This window comes from Roseomonas gilardii subsp. gilardii, assembly GCF_023078375.1.
In the GTDB taxonomy this organism is placed as follows: Bacteria; Pseudomonadota; Alphaproteobacteria; order Acetobacterales; family Acetobacteraceae; genus Roseomonas; species Roseomonas gilardii.
The window spans coordinates 37,287-54,630 of record NZ_CP095554.1 but is presented as its reverse complement, the minus strand read 5'-3'; the positions used below and the strand labels follow the sequence as shown (position 1 = coordinate 54,630).

The 17,344-nt window shown below is 71.9% G+C and carries 20 protein-coding genes; 7 read left to right on the top strand and 13 right to left on the bottom strand.

Going from position 1 to position 17,344, the window contains the following annotated elements; translation table 11 throughout:
• The first annotated feature begins 74 nt into the window (after positions 1–74).
• Both MVG78_RS00295 and MVG78_RS00290 read left to right on the top strand, forming a co-directional pair.
• On the top strand, positions 75–1,133 hold the full coding sequence (locus tag MVG78_RS00295) for a D-TA family PLP-dependent enzyme (RefSeq protein WP_247556824.1): 1,059 nt from the start codon (positions 75–77) through the stop codon (positions 1,131–1,133).
• Positions 1,134–1,150: 17 nt separating this feature from the next.
• Positions 1,151–1,609, top strand: coding sequence for a RidA family protein (locus MVG78_RS00290; RefSeq protein WP_247556821.1), 459 nt, complete (start codon positions 1,151–1,153; stop codon positions 1,607–1,609).
• 274 nt (positions 1,610–1,883) lie between these two features.
• On the opposite strand, the gene MVG78_RS00285 is transcribed toward MVG78_RS00290, so the two are convergent.
• The 8 genes from MVG78_RS00285 to MVG78_RS00250 form a co-directional block, all read right to left on the bottom strand.
• Positions 1,884–2,630 carry an HAD hydrolase-like protein gene (locus MVG78_RS00285; RefSeq protein WP_247556819.1) on the bottom strand — a complete coding sequence of 249 codons (747 nt, stop codon included), beginning with the start codon at positions 2,628–2,630 and terminating at the stop codon, positions 1,884–1,886.
• Between the two features lie 11 nt (positions 2,631–2,641).
• Positions 2,642–3,364, bottom strand: a complete 723-nt coding sequence (gene hisA, locus MVG78_RS00280) for a 1-(5-phosphoribosyl)-5-[(5-phosphoribosylamino)methylideneamino]imidazole-4-carboxamide isomerase (RefSeq protein WP_428480716.1) — start codon at positions 3,362–3,364, stop codon at positions 2,642–2,644.
• Positions 3,361–3,912 carry a GNAT family N-acetyltransferase gene (locus tag MVG78_RS00275; protein WP_247560551.1) on the bottom strand — a complete coding sequence of 184 codons (552 nt, stop codon included), beginning with the start codon at positions 3,910–3,912 and terminating at the stop codon, positions 3,361–3,363. Before MVG78_RS00275 ends, hisA begins: the two co-directional genes overlap by 4 nt.
• 20 nt (positions 3,913–3,932) lie before the next feature.
• A complete protein-coding gene (gene hisH, locus MVG78_RS00270; protein ID WP_247556816.1) occupies positions 3,933–4,586 on the bottom strand; it encodes an imidazole glycerol phosphate synthase subunit HisH in 654 nt (217 codons plus the stop codon).
• Positions 4,583–4,969 carry a DUF2628 domain-containing protein gene (locus tag MVG78_RS00265; protein ID WP_247556797.1) on the bottom strand — a complete coding sequence of 129 codons (387 nt, stop codon included), beginning with the start codon at positions 4,967–4,969 and terminating at the stop codon, positions 4,583–4,585. The genes hisH and MVG78_RS00265 overlap by 4 nt, the downstream gene beginning before the upstream one ends.
• The gene (hisB, locus tag MVG78_RS00260; protein ID WP_247560549.1) at positions 4,966–5,553 is read right to left on the bottom strand and encodes an imidazoleglycerol-phosphate dehydratase HisB; all 588 of its coding nucleotides are present in this window, start codon (positions 5,551–5,553) and stop codon (positions 4,966–4,968) included. The genes MVG78_RS00265 and hisB overlap by 4 nt, the downstream gene beginning before the upstream one ends.
• 219 nt (positions 5,554–5,772) lie before the next feature.
• Positions 5,773–6,084, bottom strand: coding sequence for an energy transducer TonB (locus MVG78_RS00255; protein ID WP_247556794.1), 312 nt, complete (start codon positions 6,082–6,084; stop codon positions 5,773–5,775).
• Positions 6,081–6,992: a hypothetical protein gene (locus tag MVG78_RS00250; protein WP_247556791.1), complete on the bottom strand. Its 912-nt coding sequence runs from the start codon at positions 6,990–6,992 to the stop codon at positions 6,081–6,083. Before MVG78_RS00250 ends, MVG78_RS00255 begins: the two co-directional genes overlap by 4 nt.
• Before the next feature lie 447 nt (positions 6,993–7,439).
• Between MVG78_RS00250 and hslV the strand changes: the two genes are divergently transcribed.
• The 4 genes from hslV to MVG78_RS00230 all read left to right on the top strand — a co-directional run bounded on the left by hslV (position 7,440) and on the right by MVG78_RS00230 (position 10,931).
• Positions 7,440–8,009, top strand: coding sequence for an ATP-dependent protease subunit HslV (gene hslV, locus MVG78_RS00245; RefSeq protein WP_247556788.1), 570 nt, complete (start codon positions 7,440–7,442; stop codon positions 8,007–8,009).
• A complete protein-coding gene (gene hslU / locus MVG78_RS00240) occupies positions 8,009–9,352 on the top strand; it encodes an ATP-dependent protease ATPase subunit HslU (protein WP_247556785.1) in 1,344 nt (447 codons plus the stop codon). Before hslV ends, hslU begins: the two co-directional genes overlap by 1 nt.
• Positions 9,353–9,538: 186 nt before the next feature.
• Positions 9,539–10,762 (top strand): mandelate racemase/muconate lactonizing enzyme family protein, encoded by a 1,224-nt coding sequence (locus MVG78_RS00235; protein ID WP_247556762.1) that lies wholly within the window; start codon positions 9,539–9,541, stop codon positions 10,760–10,762.
• A gap of 13 nt (positions 10,763–10,775) precedes the next feature.
• Positions 10,776–10,931, top strand: coding sequence for a hypothetical protein (locus MVG78_RS00230; protein ID WP_247556759.1), 156 nt, complete (start codon positions 10,776–10,778; stop codon positions 10,929–10,931).
• Positions 10,932–11,231: 300 nt separating this feature from the next.
• Here the strand turns inward: MVG78_RS00230 and MVG78_RS00225 are convergent, their stop codons facing one another.
• The 5 genes from MVG78_RS00225 to rnd form a co-directional block, all read right to left on the bottom strand.
• Positions 11,232–11,501: a hypothetical protein gene (locus MVG78_RS00225; RefSeq protein WP_247556757.1), complete on the bottom strand. Its 270-nt coding sequence runs from the start codon at positions 11,499–11,501 to the stop codon at positions 11,232–11,234.
• Positions 11,492–12,697, bottom strand: a complete 1,206-nt coding sequence (locus tag MVG78_RS00220) for an AI-2E family transporter (protein WP_282615076.1) — start codon at positions 12,695–12,697, stop codon at positions 11,492–11,494. Before MVG78_RS00220 ends, MVG78_RS00225 begins: the two co-directional genes overlap by 10 nt.
• The gene (locus MVG78_RS21440) at positions 12,580–13,239 is read right to left on the bottom strand and encodes an AI-2E family transporter (RefSeq protein WP_282615031.1); all 660 of its coding nucleotides are present in this window, start codon (positions 13,237–13,239) and stop codon (positions 12,580–12,582) included. The genes MVG78_RS00220 and MVG78_RS21440 overlap by 118 nt, the downstream gene beginning before the upstream one ends.
• A 285-nt stretch (positions 13,240–13,524) precedes the next feature.
• Positions 13,525–13,761 carry a CsbD family protein gene (locus MVG78_RS00215; RefSeq protein ID WP_037226181.1) on the bottom strand — a complete coding sequence of 79 codons (237 nt, stop codon included), beginning with the start codon at positions 13,759–13,761 and terminating at the stop codon, positions 13,525–13,527.
• 109 nt (positions 13,762–13,870) lie between these two features.
• Entirely contained in the window at positions 13,871–15,055 is a 1,185-nt protein-coding gene (gene rnd, locus MVG78_RS00210) for a ribonuclease D (RefSeq protein ID WP_247556754.1), read from the bottom strand.
• Between the two features lie 294 nt (positions 15,056–15,349).
• Here rnd and aspS point away from each other — a divergent pair, with 294 nt between their 5' ends.
• Positions 15,350–17,251 (top strand): aspartate--tRNA ligase, encoded by a 1,902-nt coding sequence (gene aspS, locus MVG78_RS00205; protein ID WP_247556751.1) that lies wholly within the window; start codon positions 15,350–15,352, stop codon positions 17,249–17,251.
• The last annotated feature ends 93 nt before the right edge of the window (positions 17,252–17,344 follow it).

Here is a 17,344-nt window from a genome sequence, read left to right as displayed (position 1 = left end):
CGGAGGAAGGCATCCCGGCGGCCGCTTCCCGGCCTGATCCGGAACGGGGTGCGGGTCGCGGAAAGGATGGGCGGATGCGGGTCGACGAGCTGGAAACCCCGGTGCCGGTGGTGGATCTCGACGTGATGGAGCGCAACCTGAAGCGGATGCAGGACTACTGCGACGCGCATGGCATCGCGCTCCGCCCCCATATCAAGACGCACAAGCTGCCGCGCCTGGCGCAGCGGCAGGTGGAACTGGGGGCGAAGGGCATCACCTGCCAGAAGCTGGGCGAGGCCGAGGTGATGGCCGATGCCGGGCTGGACGACATCTTCATCTCCTATCCGCTGATCGGCGAGGCCAAGGCGCACCGCCTCGCCGCGCTGGCGAAGCGGGTGCGGATGCGGGTCGCGGTGGACAACCCGCTGGCGCTGGCCACGGCGGCGCAGGCGGCGCGCGAGAGCGGCGCCGAGATCGGCGTGGTGGTGGAATTCGACAGCGGCAACAAGCGCACCGGCGTGGAAACGGTGGGCGAGGCGCTGGCGCTGGCCAGGGAGATCGCGGCGACGCCGGGGCTGCGCTTCGACGGGCTGATGACCTATCCGACCTCGGCGCAGACCAAGGTCTTCCTGGAGGAGGCGCGGCCGGCCTTCCGCGAGGCCGGGCTGGAGATCCCGATGGTGTCCGGCGGCGGCTCGCCCGGCGCCTGGACGGTGCACGAGGTGGCGCCGATCGACGAGATGCGGGTTGGCACCTACATCTACAACGACCGCGCCATGGTCGGCGCCGGGGCCGCGACGCTCGGCGACTGCGCCATGACCGTCTGGGCCACGGTGATCAGCCGACCGGCGGAGGGGCGGGCGATCCTCGACTGCGGCTCCAAGACGCTGTCCAGCGACATGGTCGCGCCCGAGGTCGGGCCGGGCTACGGGCTGATGCCCGACTATCCGGAGGCGGTGATCACCCGCGTGAACGAGGAGCATGGCACGGTGGATGTCAGCCGCTGCGCGAAGAAGCCGGAACTCGGCGAGCGCGTGCGCATCATCCCCAACCACACCTGCGTGGTGACCAACCTGCATGACGAGGTGGTCTTCGCCCGGAATGGCGAGGTCGTCGGCTCCTGGCCGATCCCCGCCCGCGGCATGACGCGCTGAGCCAGGAGAGGAACGCGATGGACGCCGAAGCGAAGCTGCGCGAACTGGGCCATGAACTGCCCGTGGTGGGCAAGCCGCTCTTCTCCTATGTGCCGTTCCGGCGCGCGGGGGACACGGTCTATATCTCCGGCCAGGTGCCTCGGCTGGCCGATGGCTCGCTGATCACCGGACAGGTCGGCTCCGCCCTGGACCTGGAGGCGGCGCGCAAGGCCGCCGTCCTGTGTGGGCTGCATATCCTGGCGGTCGCCAGGGCTGCGGCGGGCAGCCTGGAGAAGGTGGAGGTGCTGAAGGTCTTCGGCATGGTGAACGCCACGCCGGGCTATGGCGAGCAGCCCAAGGTGATCGACGCCTGCTCCAACCTCCTCGTCGATGTGCTGGGCGAGCGCGGGCGCCATGCCCGCTCGGCGGTCGGCATGGGCTCGCTGCCCTCCGACGTGCCGGTGGAGATCGAGGCGGTGGTCCGCATCCTCGACTGATCCGCGCTGCGCCTTGCGCCGCTCCCTGCGTCCTGCCGCCGGGGGAAGGCTCCGCCTTCGCCCCCGTACCCCCATCCGCCAGGACACTGCGTGCCCTGGATCCGATGAGTTGGCCCTGGTGGTGGCCGTCGGCCTACGGGCCGATCCCTGGGAGAAGGTGGACAGGCGGGACTCCGAAATGTCCGCGCTTCCGGCACCCGCAGTCGCCGGAGAGCATAGCCCTCCGGCGCGATCCGGCCGCCACCAGCACCAGCGAATGGGAGGTCCAGGAACCTCAGGTTCCTGGCTGATGGGGGGTACGGGGGGAATGGCGGAGCCTTCCCCCCGGGCCGGAGGTGCAACGCCGAACGGGCGAGGCGCCGCCGTCGCGACCGGGCAGCAGCAAGGCGGCGATCTCCTCCGACCGGCGGAAGATCCGCGACGGCCGTTCCGCCCGAAGTGCCTCGGCGCTGTTGTAGCCCCAGGTCACGGCGCCCGATTCCATGCCCACCGCCCGCGCGGCCCGGATGTCGCGGATCTCGTCGCCGATCAGGATGGCGCGATGTGGCGGCGTGCCGCTGCGGCGGAGCAGCGCGCGCAGCTTGCGCGGCTTGCCGAAGAGCGCAGCGCCGCAGTGCCAGTGGGCGATCCGGGCCGAAAGCTCCGCGCCCAGCACGCGGCGGATATTGGCCTCGCTGTTGGAACTGACCACGGCCAGGGCGAGGCCATCGGCCGAGAGCCGCCGGAGACAATCCCCCATACCGGGAAAGAGCGCCAGCGCGGCGATGTCGCGGGCCGCCAGGCGCCGCATGTGCCGCGCGATGAAGGGCAGCTTCCAGCGCGCCACGCCGAGGCGGTCCAGGATGGCGGCGGCTTCGAGGCCACGCAGCCCTTCCGCCTCGCCCGGCCGGATGCGGCGGAAGCCGTAGCGGTCCGCCACCCCGTTCAGCACGCCGGCGAACCAGGGAAAGCTGTCGGCCAGCGTGCCGTCGAAATCGAAGACCGCCAGCGCATAGGGCGCGGCGGGCGGTGCCTCCGCCATGGCAGGGGCGGTCAGCCGGCGGCGGTGAGCGCCTGGGCCGCGGTCAGGCGGCCGTCATAGAGCGCGCGGCCGACGATCACGCCCTGGATCGTCCCGGCCTCGCGCACGGCGGTGATGTCCTCCACCCCCGCGACGCCGCCGCTGGCGATGACCGGGGTGGTAAGGCGGGCGCCCAGCGCCGCCGTGGCCTCGACATTCACGCCACCCAGCATGCCGTCGCGGTCGATGTCGGTGTGGATGATGGCGGCCGCCCCGGCATCCTCGAAGCGCAGCGCCAGGTCGCGCGCCGTCATCTCGCCGACCTCCGCCCAGCCCTCGGTGGCCACGCGCCCGCCCTTGGCATCGATGCCGATGGCGACGCAGCCCGGATAGGCGCGGCAGGCCGATCGGGCGAAGTCCGGGTCCTTGGCGGCGGCGGAGCCCAGGATCACCCGCGCCACCCCGGCCTCCAGCCAGGATTCCAGGGTGGCCATGTCGCGCACCCCGCCGCCGAGCTGCACGGGGAGCGACGTGGCGGCGAGGATGTCGCGCACGGCGGCGGCATTGGCCGGGCGGCCGGCGAAGGCGCCGTCCAGGTCCACCACATGCAGCCAGCGGAAGCCGGCGGTGGCGAAGCTGGCCGCCTGGGCGGCAGGGTCGTCGCTGTAGACGGTGGCCTGATCCATCTCGCCACGGCGGAGGCGGACGACACGGCCGCCCTTGAGGTCGATGGCGGGATAGATGGTCAGGCTCACATCCGTTCCTTTCCGCGTCGGCCCCGCCCGGGCTCCAGCAGCTTGTAGTAGTAGTGGCCGGGCACGGTGGCGCCATCGACCCGGGCATAGGCGGGGTGGGTCCCCCAGCGGATATAGCCGCAGGCCTCGAAGAGCGCGATGGCGGTATGCTGCGTCGCACGCACGTCGAGGTTCAGGACCCGGTGACCGAGCGCCGCCGCCCGTTCCTCCACCCGCCGCATCAGCAGCCGGGCGAGGCCATGGCCCCGGGCATAGGGAGCGATGTAGGCATGGCTGAGCTGGGCGGCCCAGGCCTGGGCCTCGTTGTTGCGGGGCGGGCGCATGAGCTGGGCGCTGCCGACCGGATGGCCGTCGAGCCAGGCAACGAAGAGCTCGCGCTCCGGCACCAGCATCACGCCACGGAAATGACGCTCCAGGATCTCGCGCCCCTGGGGCTGGATCCAGCCGAAGCCGCCGCCCTCGGCGATGGCGGCATCGGTGGCCTCGCAGAGCTCGGCGAGGTCGGCCTCGTCCAGCGACTCGACCCGTTCCACCGAAAGCTCGTGCATGGGGTTGGGCAGGGGGCCGCTCACGGTGACCAGCGCAGGAAGTTGCCGAGCATGCGCAGGCCGAGCCCGCCGCTCTTCTCCACATGGAACTGCGTGCCGGCGAGGTTGTCGCGCCCCACCATGGCGCAGACCGGCCCGCCATAATCGGCGCTGGCCAGCAGCTCCCCGGCCGCGCCGCCGCGCAGGGCATAGGAATGCACGAAATAGGCGTGCTCGCCGGGCGTCACGTCCCGCAGCAGCGGATGGGCGGGGGCGGCGAGGTCCAATCCGTTCCAGCCCATCTGCGGCAGGGGCAGGGGGGCGGCATCCGGTCCCGCCGGGTCCATCGGCGCGATCTCCCCCCGGATCCAGCCCAGGCCGGGATGGGTGCCGTGCTCCAGCCCGCGCTCGGCCATGAGCTGCATGCCGACGCAGATGCCGAGGAAGGGGCGGCCCTGCCGCTCCACCGCCTCGCGCAGCGCCTCCTCCATGCCCGGCAGCGCGTCGAGGCCGCGGCGGGAGGCGGCGAAGGCGCCCTGGCCCGGCAGCACGATGCGGTCCGCCGCCGCGACATCCTCCGGCCGGGTGGTGACCTCGATCCCGGCCGCGATGCCGGCTTCCCCGGCCGCCCGGCGGAAGGCGCGCAGCACGGAGGCGAGGTTGCCCGCCCCGGTGTCGATGACGGCGAGCTTCATGCGTGCCTCCCTGCGGATCGGCCCGCCAGGCGCAGCAGCGCCATTTCCTCGTCCGCGCCGACCACCAGGCCGGATTCCGGCAGGCCGTGCCGCGCCAGCGTCCAGCGCTGCAGGTCGCGGGCGTGGAAGCCCGTCAGCAGCGCCAGGGCGAGGCCCGCCCAGGAGGAGGAGGCACCGGGCAGGAAGGCGATGGCCACGGCCAGCACGATCCAGCCGAGCAGGCCCCACCAGAGGCCCTTGAAGAGGAACCAGAGCGGGCCGAACAGGAAGGCGGCGAAGGAGAAGCCCTCCGGCACCAGTACAGGCTCCGCCGGGCGGGAAGCCGCGCCCGTGACCGGAACCGAGGTCCGGGCGGGGGCGTGGATGGTGAAGACTCGCATCATGCCTCCAGCATGCCCTTGGTGGAGGGGATCACCCCCGCCGCGCGGGGGTCGGTCTCCACCGCCTGGCGCAGCGCGCGGGCCACGGCCTTGAAGCAGCCCTCCGCCACATGGTGCGCGTTGTGCCCATGGCGCAGCATCACATGCAGGGCGAAGAGCCCGTTGGAGGAGAGGGCGCGGAAGAACTCCTCGAACAGTTCCGTGTCCATCTCGCCGATCTTGGAGCGCTCGAAGGGCACCTGCCAGACCAGGAAGGGGCGGCCGGACAGGTCGATCGCCGCCTCGGCCAGCGCCTCGTCCATCGGCACCACGGCATGGCCATAGCGGCGGATGCCGCGCTTCTCGCCCAGCGTGCGGCGCAGCGCCTGGCCGAGCACGATGCCGACATCCTCGGTGGTGTGGTGGAAGTCCACATGCAGGTCGCCCCGGGCCTCGACCGTCAGGTCGAACATGGCGTGGCGGGCCAGCGCCGTCAGCATGTGGTCCAGGAATCCGATGCCGGTCGCGATCTCCGCCCTGCCCGTGCCATCGAGGTCGAGGCGCAGCGTGATGGCGGTCTCGCCCGTCTCGCGGGCGATCTCGGCGATGCGGGGGGCGAGGGGGCGGGGACGGCGTTCATGGCGTCCGTTTAGTCCCGGGGACGCGGCCGGGGGAAGAGGGAGGCCGGCCAGCGGGCCGGGTCAGGGAGGGCGGGTCCGGGAAAGGCGCCGGGAACGGGCCCGGCGGCTGCCGCGATGCGCGCTGTCCGGCCCGGATTCCCGGCCCAAAAGATTCGTTCAAGGAATGAATCCGGGGGATGGCCCGGCTCAGCGGCGGATCAGGATATAGTCGATGGTCAGGGTGATCTCCGTGCTGTCGGCCTTGGTCCCTTCCGGGAAGGGCGGCAGGGTCTTGTCCCGCAGCATGGCCTGCGCGCCCATGTCGAGCCATTTGGAGCCGGAGCGGCTGACCAGCCGCAGGTCCTGCACCCGCCCATTCTTCAGCACGGTGAAGCGCACGGTGGCGGTGCCGTCCTCCCCCGCCATGGCGGCCATCTGCGGATAGTAGCCGTTCCGGTCCAGCCAGGCACGGAAGGCGGCCATCCAGTCGGCACCCGGATTGGCGCCCTGGATCCTCACCGAGGTCCCCAGATCCGACGGCGAGGCGGCGCGCGGGGAGCGGGGGAGGGCGTGTTGAAGGACAGGTCGAGTCCGCGGCCCTGGCCGGTGGCGTTCGGCCGGATATTCGGGCGCGGCACGGCCTGGGACAGGTTCACCGCCGGGCCGCGGCTGAGGTCCAGCGCCCCGGCGAAGGGCGAGGGCGCGCGGTGCGGAGCCGGGCGGGCCTGGGGCGGCGCCGTGGGGCCCGGCCTGGCGAGCTGCGGCGGGGGCGGCGGCGGTGGCGGGGGCAGCAGCTCAGCCGTCGCGGGCGGTTCCGGCGGGGGCTGCTCGGCCGTCCGGGGCTGGGGCGGGGTGGGCAGGGGCGGTGGTGGGGCGGGCGGCGGTGGGGCCTCCTGTGCCTGCGGCTCCGGAGCAGGCTGCGGAGGCTCGGTCACCGGGGGCCGGGGCGGCACCTCGGCCGGCGGCGCCAGAGGGGCGGCCTCCGGCAGCGGCGCCTCGGCCATGGCGGGCGGTGGTGGCGCGGCGGTCTCGGGGCTCGGCGGCGGCAGCGGGGCCGAGGGGGTTTCCTGCGGCCGCGCGGTCCGCTCCGCATCCCCGGCATCCTCGAAGATCACCGGCACGCCGGCGTCCGGCAGGGGGGTCGGCTGCTCGCGACCCTGCCAGGTCAGCAGCAGGGCCGCCAGCAGGGCGATGTGGAGCAGGGCCGAGACGAGGAAGGCGGGCCTCCGCCAGCGGCGCCAGCCCCGGTCCTCTGGCCGCTTGCCACCGGATGGGGGGCGGCCGGGTCCGGGTGGCGTCGGCACGCCATGCCCACCATCGCCACGGCCGGGCGGCAGAAGGGGCGGGACGGGCAGCAGGCCGGGGGACTGGCGCAGGGTCATGACAGGCAGGACCGGGGCGAGCCGTTGCACGCGCATGCGGTTCAAGATCAGTGGCCTGTCCTGGCCAAGGGGTTCCGGCTCAACCTGCCCGGCATCGTGCCTCATTCCATTCGCCCGGGGGCATCCATGCCCCGGGGTCACCACGTCCCGGCCCCCGCCGCCCGGTACGATCAGCCATCCGGGGGGCTCGCCCGGCCGGTGGCCCCGCGGTACGGCGGCGTCCGGGGACAGCCTCCGGGGGAGCCTCCGGGCAGCGCAGCAAAGCACAGCGGCGGCATTTCCGCACCCGCCTTCTATGCTCGCCCCGGCCGTCCGGGCCCCGTCAAAGGGGGCGGGATGCTTTCCGGCGGGGCCGCCGGGGGCAGATCCAGGGAGATGGGCGGCCGCCTTGCCACGGAATGTTGCCGAGCCCTTCCCGGGCTGCGACCCTGCCCTGCGTTCGGCCGCACCCCCGGATTGCGCTGCGGCGCACGGATCGCCACATCGCGATCCATGCAACAGCATTCCCATCACGACCCGCATCGCGACCCCCTGGGTTGGCATGGCACCACCATCCTCTGCGTCCGCAAGGACGGGAAGGTGGCCATGGCCGGGGATGGACAGGTGTCCATGGGTCAGACCGTCGTCAAGAACAATGCCCGCAAGGTCCGCCGTATCGCCGGCGGCCGGGTGATCACCGGCTTCGCCGGCGCCACCGCCGACGCCTTCACCCTGCTCGAACGCCTCGAGGCCAAGCTGGAGCGCTTCCCCGACCAGCTCGAACGCGCGGCGGTGGAACTCGCCAAGGACTGGCGCACCGACCGCTACCTGCGGCGGCTGGAGGCGCTGCTCGCCGTGGCGGATGCCAACCGCTCCCTGCTGATCACCGGCCAGGGCGATGTGCTGGAGCCAGAGGACCAGATCATCGGCATCGGCTCCGGCGGCAACTACGCGCTCGCCGCCGCCCGGGCGCTGATGCCGGTGGAGGGGCTGGGCGCGGAGGAGATCGCCCGCCGCGCCATGACCATCGCCGCCGATATCTGCGTCTACACCAACGGACGCTTCGTGCTGGAGACCCTGTGATGCCGCTGGACAATTCCCCCGCCGCGGCCGAGCCCGTGAACCTGTCTCCGCGCGAGATCGTCTCGGAGCTCGACCGCTTCATCATCGGCCAGGACGACGCCAAGCGCGCCGTGGCCATCGCGCTGCGCAACCGCTGGCGCCGCCAGCAGCTCCCCGAAGGGCTGCGCGAGGAGGTGGTACCGAAGAACATCCTGATGATCGGCCCGACCGGCGTGGGCAAGACGGAGATCGCCCGCCGCCTCGCCAAGCTCGCCAACGCGCCCTTCCTCAAGGTCGAGGCCACGAAGTTCACCGAGGTCGGCTATGTCGGCCGCGACGTGGAGCAGATCGTGCGCGACCTGGTGGAGGCCGCGATCGTGCAGATGCGCGACAATGCCCGCCGTGACGTGCAGGCCAAGGCCGAGGCCAATGCCGAGGAGCGCATCGTCACCGCCCTGGTGGGCGAGGGTGCCTCGGGCGAGACGCGCATGAAGTTCCGCCGCATGCTCCGCGAGGGCTCGCTGGAGGACAAGGAGGTGGAGATCCAGGTCACCGATGGCGGGACGGCCATCGGGATGATGGAGATCCCCGGCATGCCGCCCGGCGCCCAGATGGCGAACATGCAGGAGATGCTCGGCAAGATGTTCGGCGGCCGCCAGCGCCCGCGCAAGATGCACGTCGCCGACGCGCGTCCGCTGCTGGTGCGGGAGGAGGCGGACAAGCTGCTCGACCAGGAGAAGCTGACCCGCGACGCTGTCGCCCATGCCGAGAACCACGGCATCGTCTTCATCGACGAAATCGACAAGGTCTGCGCCCGCACCACCGAAGGCTTCCGTGGCGGCGACGTGTCGCGTGAGGGTGTGCAGCGCGACCTGCTGCCGCTGATCGAGGGCACGACGGTGAACACCAAGCACGGGCCGGTGAAGACGGACCACATCCTCTTCATCGCCTCGGGCGCCTTCCACCTCGCCAAGCCCTCCGACCTGCTGCCGGAGCTGCAGGGGCGCCTGCCGATCCGCGTCGAGCTGAACGCCCTGACGCGCGACGACTTCCGCCGCATCCTGACCGAGCCGGAGCATTCGCTCGCCAAGCAGTATGTCGCGCTGCTGGGTACCGAGGGCGTGCGCCTGACCTTCGGCGAGGATGCGATGGACGCGATCGCCGACATGGCGGCGGACATCAACGCGCGTGTGGAGAATATCGGCGCCCGCCGCCTCGCCACCGTGCTGGAGCGGCTGCTGGAGGAGCTGAGCTTCACCGCCGCCGACCGCGCCGGCCAGGAAGTCGCCATCGATGCCGCCTATGTGCGGGAGAAGGTCGGCGCCCTGGCCGCCAGCACCGATCTGAGCCGGTTCATCCTCTGAGCCGTGGCTCTCCGGGGGAGGCAGCGCCTTCCCCGAATCTGCCCTTTTCCCCTGCCTGCTGACATCGGCACCCCGCTTCGAGGGCCGCGCCCCCTGCCACGGAGCAGCCATCCGCGACACGGTCTCGACCTGGGGCGCGAACTCCGGAAAGCTCCGCCGCAGGAGCGGAACGGAGAAAACTGCCCCATGTCCAAGGTCACCCTGTTGCGGACCATCCGCATCGCCGAGCGTCCGAACCTCATCTGGGTGGAGGTCGAGACCGAGGAGGGGCTGACCGGCCTCGGCGAATCCTTCCGGGGGGCGCAGGCCACGGAGGCGGCGCTGCACGAGCAGGTGGCGCCCTGGCTGCTGGGGCGGGATTCGCGGCGGATCGAGGCGGTGTCGCGGCATCTGGCCACGCCCTATGTCGGCTTCCACAGCGCGGGCGCGGAAGGCCGGGCGGCGAGCGCGGTGGACATCGCGCTCTGGGACCTGGCCGGGAAGCGGCACGGCATCCCCGTGCACGAGGCACTGGGCGGGGCGGTCCGGACGGAGATCCGCGCCTACAACACTTGTGCCGGCTATGCCTACAACAGCGGGAAGATGGGTTCCGGTGCCGGGTGGCGTCGCAGCGTCTCGGGGGAGGAGGAGATGCGCGGCCCCTATGACGACCAGATCGCCTTCACCCGCGATGCCGGGGCACTGGCGGAAAGCCTGCTCGCCGAGGGCTATACGGCGATGAAGATCTGGCCCTTCGACCCTTATGCCGAGGCCACGGGCGGCCACGCGATCACCCTGTCCGAGCTGAAGGCGGGGCTGGAGCCCTTCCGCAAGATCCGCGCGGCGGTGGGCGAGCGGATCGAGGTGATGGCGGAGCTGCACAGCCTCTGGAGCAGCCAGGCGGCGATCCGCATCTGCCGGGCGCTGGAGGATGTCGGCGTCTTCTGGGCCGAGGACCCGCTGAACAAGATGGACGATGTGGAGGCGCTGGCCGACCTGCGGCGCCAGACGCGCACGCCCATCTGCGGCAGCGAGACCCTGTCGGGCGCCATCAGCTTCCGTCGCCTGCTGGCGGCGGAGGCGGTGGATGTGGTGATGCTCGACCTTGGCTGGTGCGGTGGCCTGACCGAGGCGCGCAAGATCGCCGCCCTGGCCGAGGCCCATGCGAAGCCGCTGGCCCCCCACGACTGCACCGGGCCGGTGGCCCTCTGGGCGGGGCTGCACCTCGCCCTCCATGCGCCGACCGCGATCTTCCAGGAGGTGGTGCGGGCCACGCTGGCCACCTGGTACCAGGAACTGGTGACGGAACTGCCGGTGATCCGGAGCGGCATGGTCCAGGCCCCATCGGCCCCCGGCCTGGGCACGGCGCTGAACCCGGCGGTGAAGCAGCGCGAGGACGTGCTGATCCGGGAAAGCCGCCTTTCGCCCTGATACGGTTGGCGTTGTGCTGCCCCGGGGGGAAGGCTCCGCCTTCGCCTTCGCCTTCGCCTTCGCCTTCGCCTTCGCCTTCGCCTTCGCCTTCGCCTTCGCCTTCGCCTTCGCCTTCGCCTTCGCCTTCGTACCCGCCATCCGCCAGGAACCTGGTCAACGTATACGTTGACCCTGGATCTCCCTGTCGCTGGCTTCCGTTGACACCTGATCACGCCGGAGAGCCATGCTCTCCGGCGAGTGCGGGCACCACCAGCGCGGGCAAGGATTCTTTCTTTTCGGGCACCCCACTGATCCATCTGCTCCCAGGGATCGGCCGTCAGGCTGACGGCCACCACCAGCGCCCATGAAAGCCCGGGGTCTGGGGACCGGCTTCGGTCCCCCATCCTGGTCATGGGCGGAGAGGGGCCGGGAGAGGCAGGGCCTCTCCCGGGGGCTGGACACCGAGCGCGACGCCCAAGGTCCGTTCGACTCACTCCGCCGCCGGAGCCATCTCCGGTGCCGTGCTCGCGGCGCGGACGGTTTCCAGGCAGGCGGTGACGGTTTCGGCGAGGGAGGTGGTGTAGTGTTCCGCGCCGATGGCGCCGCGCAGGGCGGCGTCGCGCAGCACCTCGTCCTTCGCGTCCCAGAGGCCCACCACCACCGGGGCGCCGGGGGCCTTCTGCCGCAGCCGGCGGAGCAGGTAGCGGAGATGCGCCGGACTGCCGGAGAGATCCAGGTAGGACAGGCAGATCATCGCCACGCCGGAAAAGTCCTGGCGGCCAATCGCGGTGCGGGAGACCGCCTCGTGCGGCAGCAGGCGGGCGCCCAGCCCATGCCGGCCCAGGATCTGGACCAGCATGGCGGAGGCCGCTTCGTCCAGCGGCCCACGCCCGGGGAGGCAAAGCACCGCGCCCTCGCCGCGCCAGGCTTCCGGCCAGGATTCCGGGGGCGGCAGCGGTACGGCGGGGCGGCACGGCGTGGAAGGGCTTTTTCCGCCACGCTCTGCTCCTCCACCGCGCTACGCGCCTCGGCGGGGGGAGGGTCACGGTCCTCCTGGTCGGCCAGGGACTGCACGAGGAGCGCCGTGGTGTCGCGGATCTGCTGCAGCTTGGCCTCGGACAGCACGCCGCGCTGCGCGTCGTTGGCGGCCAGCCGCAGCCCTTTCAGCGCGACCTCGTCGTAGTAGGAGGAGAGGGGCCGGTCCTCCAGCAGGCTTTCGGCCTGCGCCTGCGCCTCGTCCGCGTCGCCGGCCAGCATGCGCTGGTAGAAGTTCTCCGCGGGCGTCAGGGCCGGGCGGTCGCCCAGCATGACGTCGAGGAACTCCAGCCGCTCCACATGCCGGCCCAGCACCACGAGGCAGAGGGTGAGCGGCGTCGCCAGGATCAGGCCGATCGGGCCCCAGAGCCAGGTCCAGAAGATCGCCGCCACGATGACCGAGACGGGGGAGAGGCCGGTACTGTGGCCATAGACCATCGGCTCCACCACCTGCCCCATGATGGGCTCCGTGACCAGGAACAGGGCGGCGGTCCAGATCACCATGTTCCAGCCGGGATCGACGCCGGCGGCCAGGGCGATGGGCAGGGCGGCGGCCAGCAGCGCGCCGACATAGGGGATGAAGCGGAACAGCGCGGCCAGGATGCCCCAGAGCAGGGGGCTCGGCACGCCGATGAAGAAGAGCCCGGCCGCCACCACCGCGCCGAAGCAGCCGTTGATCGCGAGCTGGGCCAGGAAGTACTTCGACAGGCGCTTGGCCGCGTCGTCCAGGGCCACGGTGGTGCGGTGCAGGTCATCCGAGCCGAAGAGGCGGATCAACCGGTCCCGCAGATCGGCCTGCTGCATCAGGATGAAGATGGCGACGATGACGACGATGAAGACCGTCTCCAGCGGCCCCAGCACGGGGGAGAGCAGGCGCTGCGCCAGTTCCACGGGCGAGGGCTGGCCCTGCTGGATTTCCACCCGCATCGGCCGGGAGTCCTCACCGGGCGTGGCGGGGGTGGGGCGGTGGGCTGGGCGTGGTCGATCTGCCGCACGACGTCGTTCACCCAGCCCAGGGCGGTGCCCTGCACCGTATCCACCTTCCGCTGGATGGTGGCCTGATAGCGCGGCAGGTCCTGCGCCAGCCCGGCGATCTGCAGGCCGATGATGCTGCCCAGCACGAGGATCACGCCCATGGCGAGCAGCACCGCCGCCAGCACGGCCGGCGTGCGCCAGAGGCCGAGGCGGCGAAGGAGGCCCACGATGGGTGCCACCACGAAGGACATCAGGATGGCCAGGGTGATGGGGATCAGCACCTCGCGCGCCAGATAGAGCGCGCTGATCACCACGACGGCGACCACGATGGTCAGCAGGTGCTTCAGATCGGGGCTGTAGGGTGGGGGAACCTGGGCCGGGGGAGGAAGCTGGCGGGAGCCCTGGGCCGTGGAGAAGGGAGGTACGACGCCGGGAACGGCGGCGGCAGCCAGGGATGGCGAGGGGGTCGCTGGGGATGGGTCAGACATCGGGCCGCATCGTGGTGAGGTGTCGTCATCAACGCGCGATGCGGCGGAACGGTGCGTGGGACCGTTCTCACAACTGCAACAACCCCGTTCCTGCGCGAGTCATGTCTTCGGAACGGTCCGGATGCATGGGAGATGGAAGGGCGCGGCAAGGCCCGGATGGGCGGTTCCCGCACCGCCATCCGGGCCAGGAGGCCGGGGTGGGACCCCACGTCCCGCGATCCGGCTTCCCCCGCGGGGAATGCCGCCGCCGCGCCTGCCTCCCGGGACGGGCGCGGACGTGGCGCGTCAGATGATGCGGAGCCGCCCGATCAGCCAGCCGATGCCGACCGCGATCAGGGCCGCGGTCAGGGGCTGCTCGCGGATCGTGTCGGCCAGGCCGCCCAGGGCGTTCTCGGCGCGGCCCTCGGCCTCGTAGTAGTCGCCCCGGGCCTGCATCCGGCTGTCGCCAAGCAACTCGCCCGTGGCGCTCTGGAGGCGGCCGGCGCCCTGCTTCGCGGCACCGATGATCCGGTCCTCATCCATGGCATGAACCTCGCTTTCCTGGGCCGGGGACCTTCCCCGGGCTCTCGGGCGAGCAACGCGCCGGATGGGAGAAGGTTTGGCCGGGCAGGCGCCGCCGGGGCGGCGGCGCTCAGCGGGCCGGGATCAGGCGGATCCGCTTGCCGTCCACGCCCAGGGCGAGGCGGCCGGAGCAGAGGGCCAGGGCATCCTCGCCGAAGACCTTGCGGCGCCAGCCGGACAGGGCCTGGACCTGCTGCCCGTCATGGCAGGCGATGCGGTCGATATCCTCGCCGCTGGCGATCAGCTTGGGTGCCACGCTGTGCTCTTCCGCCTTGGCGGCGAGGAGAACCTTGAGCAGCGCCACAAGGGCCGGGGAGGCGGGCGGGCCCTGCTTCTCGCGCGGCAACTCGGGCAGGGCCTCGTCCGGCAGGGCGCGGGCCTCGGCCAGGGCGGCGAGGAGGCCGGCGCCGGACTTGCCGCGGGCGAAGCCCTCGGACACGCCGCGCGCCCGGGCCAGCCCGGCGGCGTCCTGCGGCATGGTGGCCGCGATCTCCAGCAGGCTCTCGTCGCGCACCAGCCGCTGGCGTGGCACGTTCACCCGCTGTGCCTCGCGCTCCCGCCAGGCGGCGGCGGCGCGCAGGGCCGCCAGGAAGCGGCGGTTGTTGGTGCGGGGGCGCAGCTTCTCCCAGACCGTCTCCGGGTCGGTGCGGTAGTTGGCCGGGTCGGTCAGGGCGGCCATCTCCTCCCCCACCCAGTCCAGCCGGTCCTCGCGCTGCAACCGGTCGCGCAGGGCACGGTAGACCCGGCGCAGATGCGTCACGTCGGCGGCGGCATAGGCGATCTGCGCCGGGGAGAGGGGGCGGGCCGCCCAGTCGCTGAAGCGGTGGGCCTTGTCGATCTGCGCATGGGCCAGGGCGCGGACCAGGCTGTCATAGGAGGCCTGGTCGCCGAAGCCGGCCACCATGGCGGCGATCTGGGTGTCGAACATCGGCCGCGGCGTGGCGCCGTAGCGGAGCAGGAAGATCTCCACATCCTGCCGGGCGGCGTGGAAGACCTTGACCACGCGCTCGTCGGCCAGCAGCTCCCCCAGCGAGGCGAGGTCCAGCCCCGGGGCCAGGACATCCACCACCGCGACATCGCGCTCGCCGGCCAGCTGCACGACGCAGAGCTCGGGCCAGTAGGTCTTCTCGCGCATGAACTCCGTGTCCACGGTCACGAAGTCTTCCTCGCGCAGGCGGGCGCAGAGGGCGGCGAGGGCATCGGTGTCGGTGACCAGGACGGGCGCGGGGTCCGGCGGCGTGGAACGGCGGCTCATCGGCCCCTTCTAGGAGGGGCGCCGGGCGAGGTCCACCGGGCATCGGCGGGAAGCGTTGCGGTTCCAGCATGTCGGCCCGGATGGAGGCCCCGTGCCCGTCTCGCGGGGGCGGGTTCCGGGCCGGGGAGCCGGGGGGCCGGGACCGCCTCCGGCCTCGGCGGAGAGGGTCCGGAAGCGGCGGTGGCCCTCCCGCCGCCGAATTTCCCGGTGGTGGCGGGGGCGGGAAGGCTTGACAGGGCGTGCCCCGCCGCCCTTCCTGCCACCCCTTATCGAATGATCCAGGGTTTTCCTCCCATGCACGCCTACCGCACCCACAACTGCGGCGCCCTTCGCGCCGCCGATGCCGGCAAGGCCGCCCGGCTCTCGGGCTGGGTGCATCGCAAGCGCGACCATGGCGGGCTGCTCTTCCTCGACCTGCGCGACCATTTCGGCATCACCCAGTGCGTGGTGGCCCAGGGCTCTCCGGTCTTCGAGGCCGCCGACGCGCTGCGCCCCGAGAGCGTGGTGACGCTGACCGGCGAGGTGGTGATGCGCGAGGGTTCCACCGTGAACCCGAAGCTGCCGACCGGCGAGGTGGAACTGCGGGTACGCGAGCTGGAGGTGCAGTCCGCCGCCGAGGTGCTGCCGATCCAGGTGGCGGGCGACCAGGAATTCCCCGAGGACCTGCGCCTGCGCTACCGCTTCCTCGACCTGCGGCGGGAGAAGCAGCACCGCAACATCATGCTGCGCGCGGGTGTCATCGCCTCCATCCGCCGCCGCATGATCGAGCAGGGCTTCACCGAGTTCCAGACGCCGATCCTGACCGCCAGCAGCCCCGAGGGCGCGCGCGACTTCCTCGTGCCCGCGCGCAACCACCCCGGCAAGTTCTACGCCCTGCCGCAGGCGCCGCAGCAGTTCAAGCAGCTCGCCATGGTGGCGGGCTTCGACCGCTACTTCCAGATCGCGCCCTGCTTCCGCGACGAGGCCGCGCGCGCCGACCGCTCGCCGGGCGAGTTCTATCAGCTCGACTTCGAGATGAGCTTCGTCACGCAGGAAGACGTCTTCGCCGCCATCGAGCCGGTGATGCAGGGCGTGTTCGAGGAGTTCGGGGCGGGCCGCAAGGTCACGCCCGCGCCCTTCCCGCGCATCGCCTATGACACGGCGATGCTGGAATACGGCTCCGACAAGCCGGACCTGCGCAACCCGATCCGGATCACCGACGTCACGGAGCATTTCGCGGATTCCGGCTTCGGCCTCTTCGCGCAGATCGCGGCCTCGGGCGGCATCGTGCGCGCCGTGCCGGCGCCGGGCGCGGCGGGCAACCCGCGAGGATTCTTCGACAAGCTGAACGAATGGGCGCGCGCCGAGGGCGCGGGCGGCCTCGGCTACATCCAGTTCGCGGCGGATGGCGCCAAGGGGCCGATCGCCAAGAACCTGGAGGCCGCGCGTGTCGAGGCGATCCGCGCCGCCTGCAACCTGCAGCCGGGCGACGCCGTCTTCTTCGCCGCCGGCAAGAAGGACGAGACGCCCAAATTCGCCGGCAAGGTCCGCACCAAGCTGGGCGAGGAGCTGGGCCTGATCGCCAAGGACGAGTTCCGCTTCTGCTGGATCGTCGATTTCCCGATGTACGAGCTGAACGAGGAGACGGGGTTGGTCGATTTCAGCCACAACCCCTTCTCCATGCCGCAGGGCGGGCTCGACGCGCTGAACTCGAAGGATCCGCTGGAGATCAAGGCCTTCCAGTACGACATCGTCTGCAACGGCATCGAGCTGTCCTCCGGCGCCATCCGCAACCACCGGCCGGACATCATGATCCGGGCCTTCGAGATCGCCGGCTATACCGCCGAGCAGGTCGAGGACCGCTTCGGCGGCATGCTGAACGCCTTCCGCTACGGCGCCCCGCCCCATGGCGGCTCGGCCCCGGGCATCGACCGCATGGTGATGCTGCTGGCCGATGAGCCGAACATCCGCGAGGTCATCCTCTTCCCGCTGAACCAGCAGGGCGAGGACCTGATGATGCACGCCCCGGCCCCGGTAGAGCCGGCACGGCTGAAGGAGCTGTCGATCAGGCTCGACCTCCCCCCGGCCAAGCCCTCCGGAAAGCCCGCGGCCCCGGGAGCGAACCAGGGGGAGGCCCAAGGGGCGACCCAAGGGACGACACAGAAGGATACATCGAAGGGCGCGGCGGAGGCTTCCGGCAGCGCGGCGAAGGCCTAGATTGGGTCTGCTGTACGAAGGGATCCGCCTGATGCGTCTTCGCCCTGTTTCGCGCCTCGCCCCCATCGGGGCCCTGGCCCTGCTGGCGGTGCC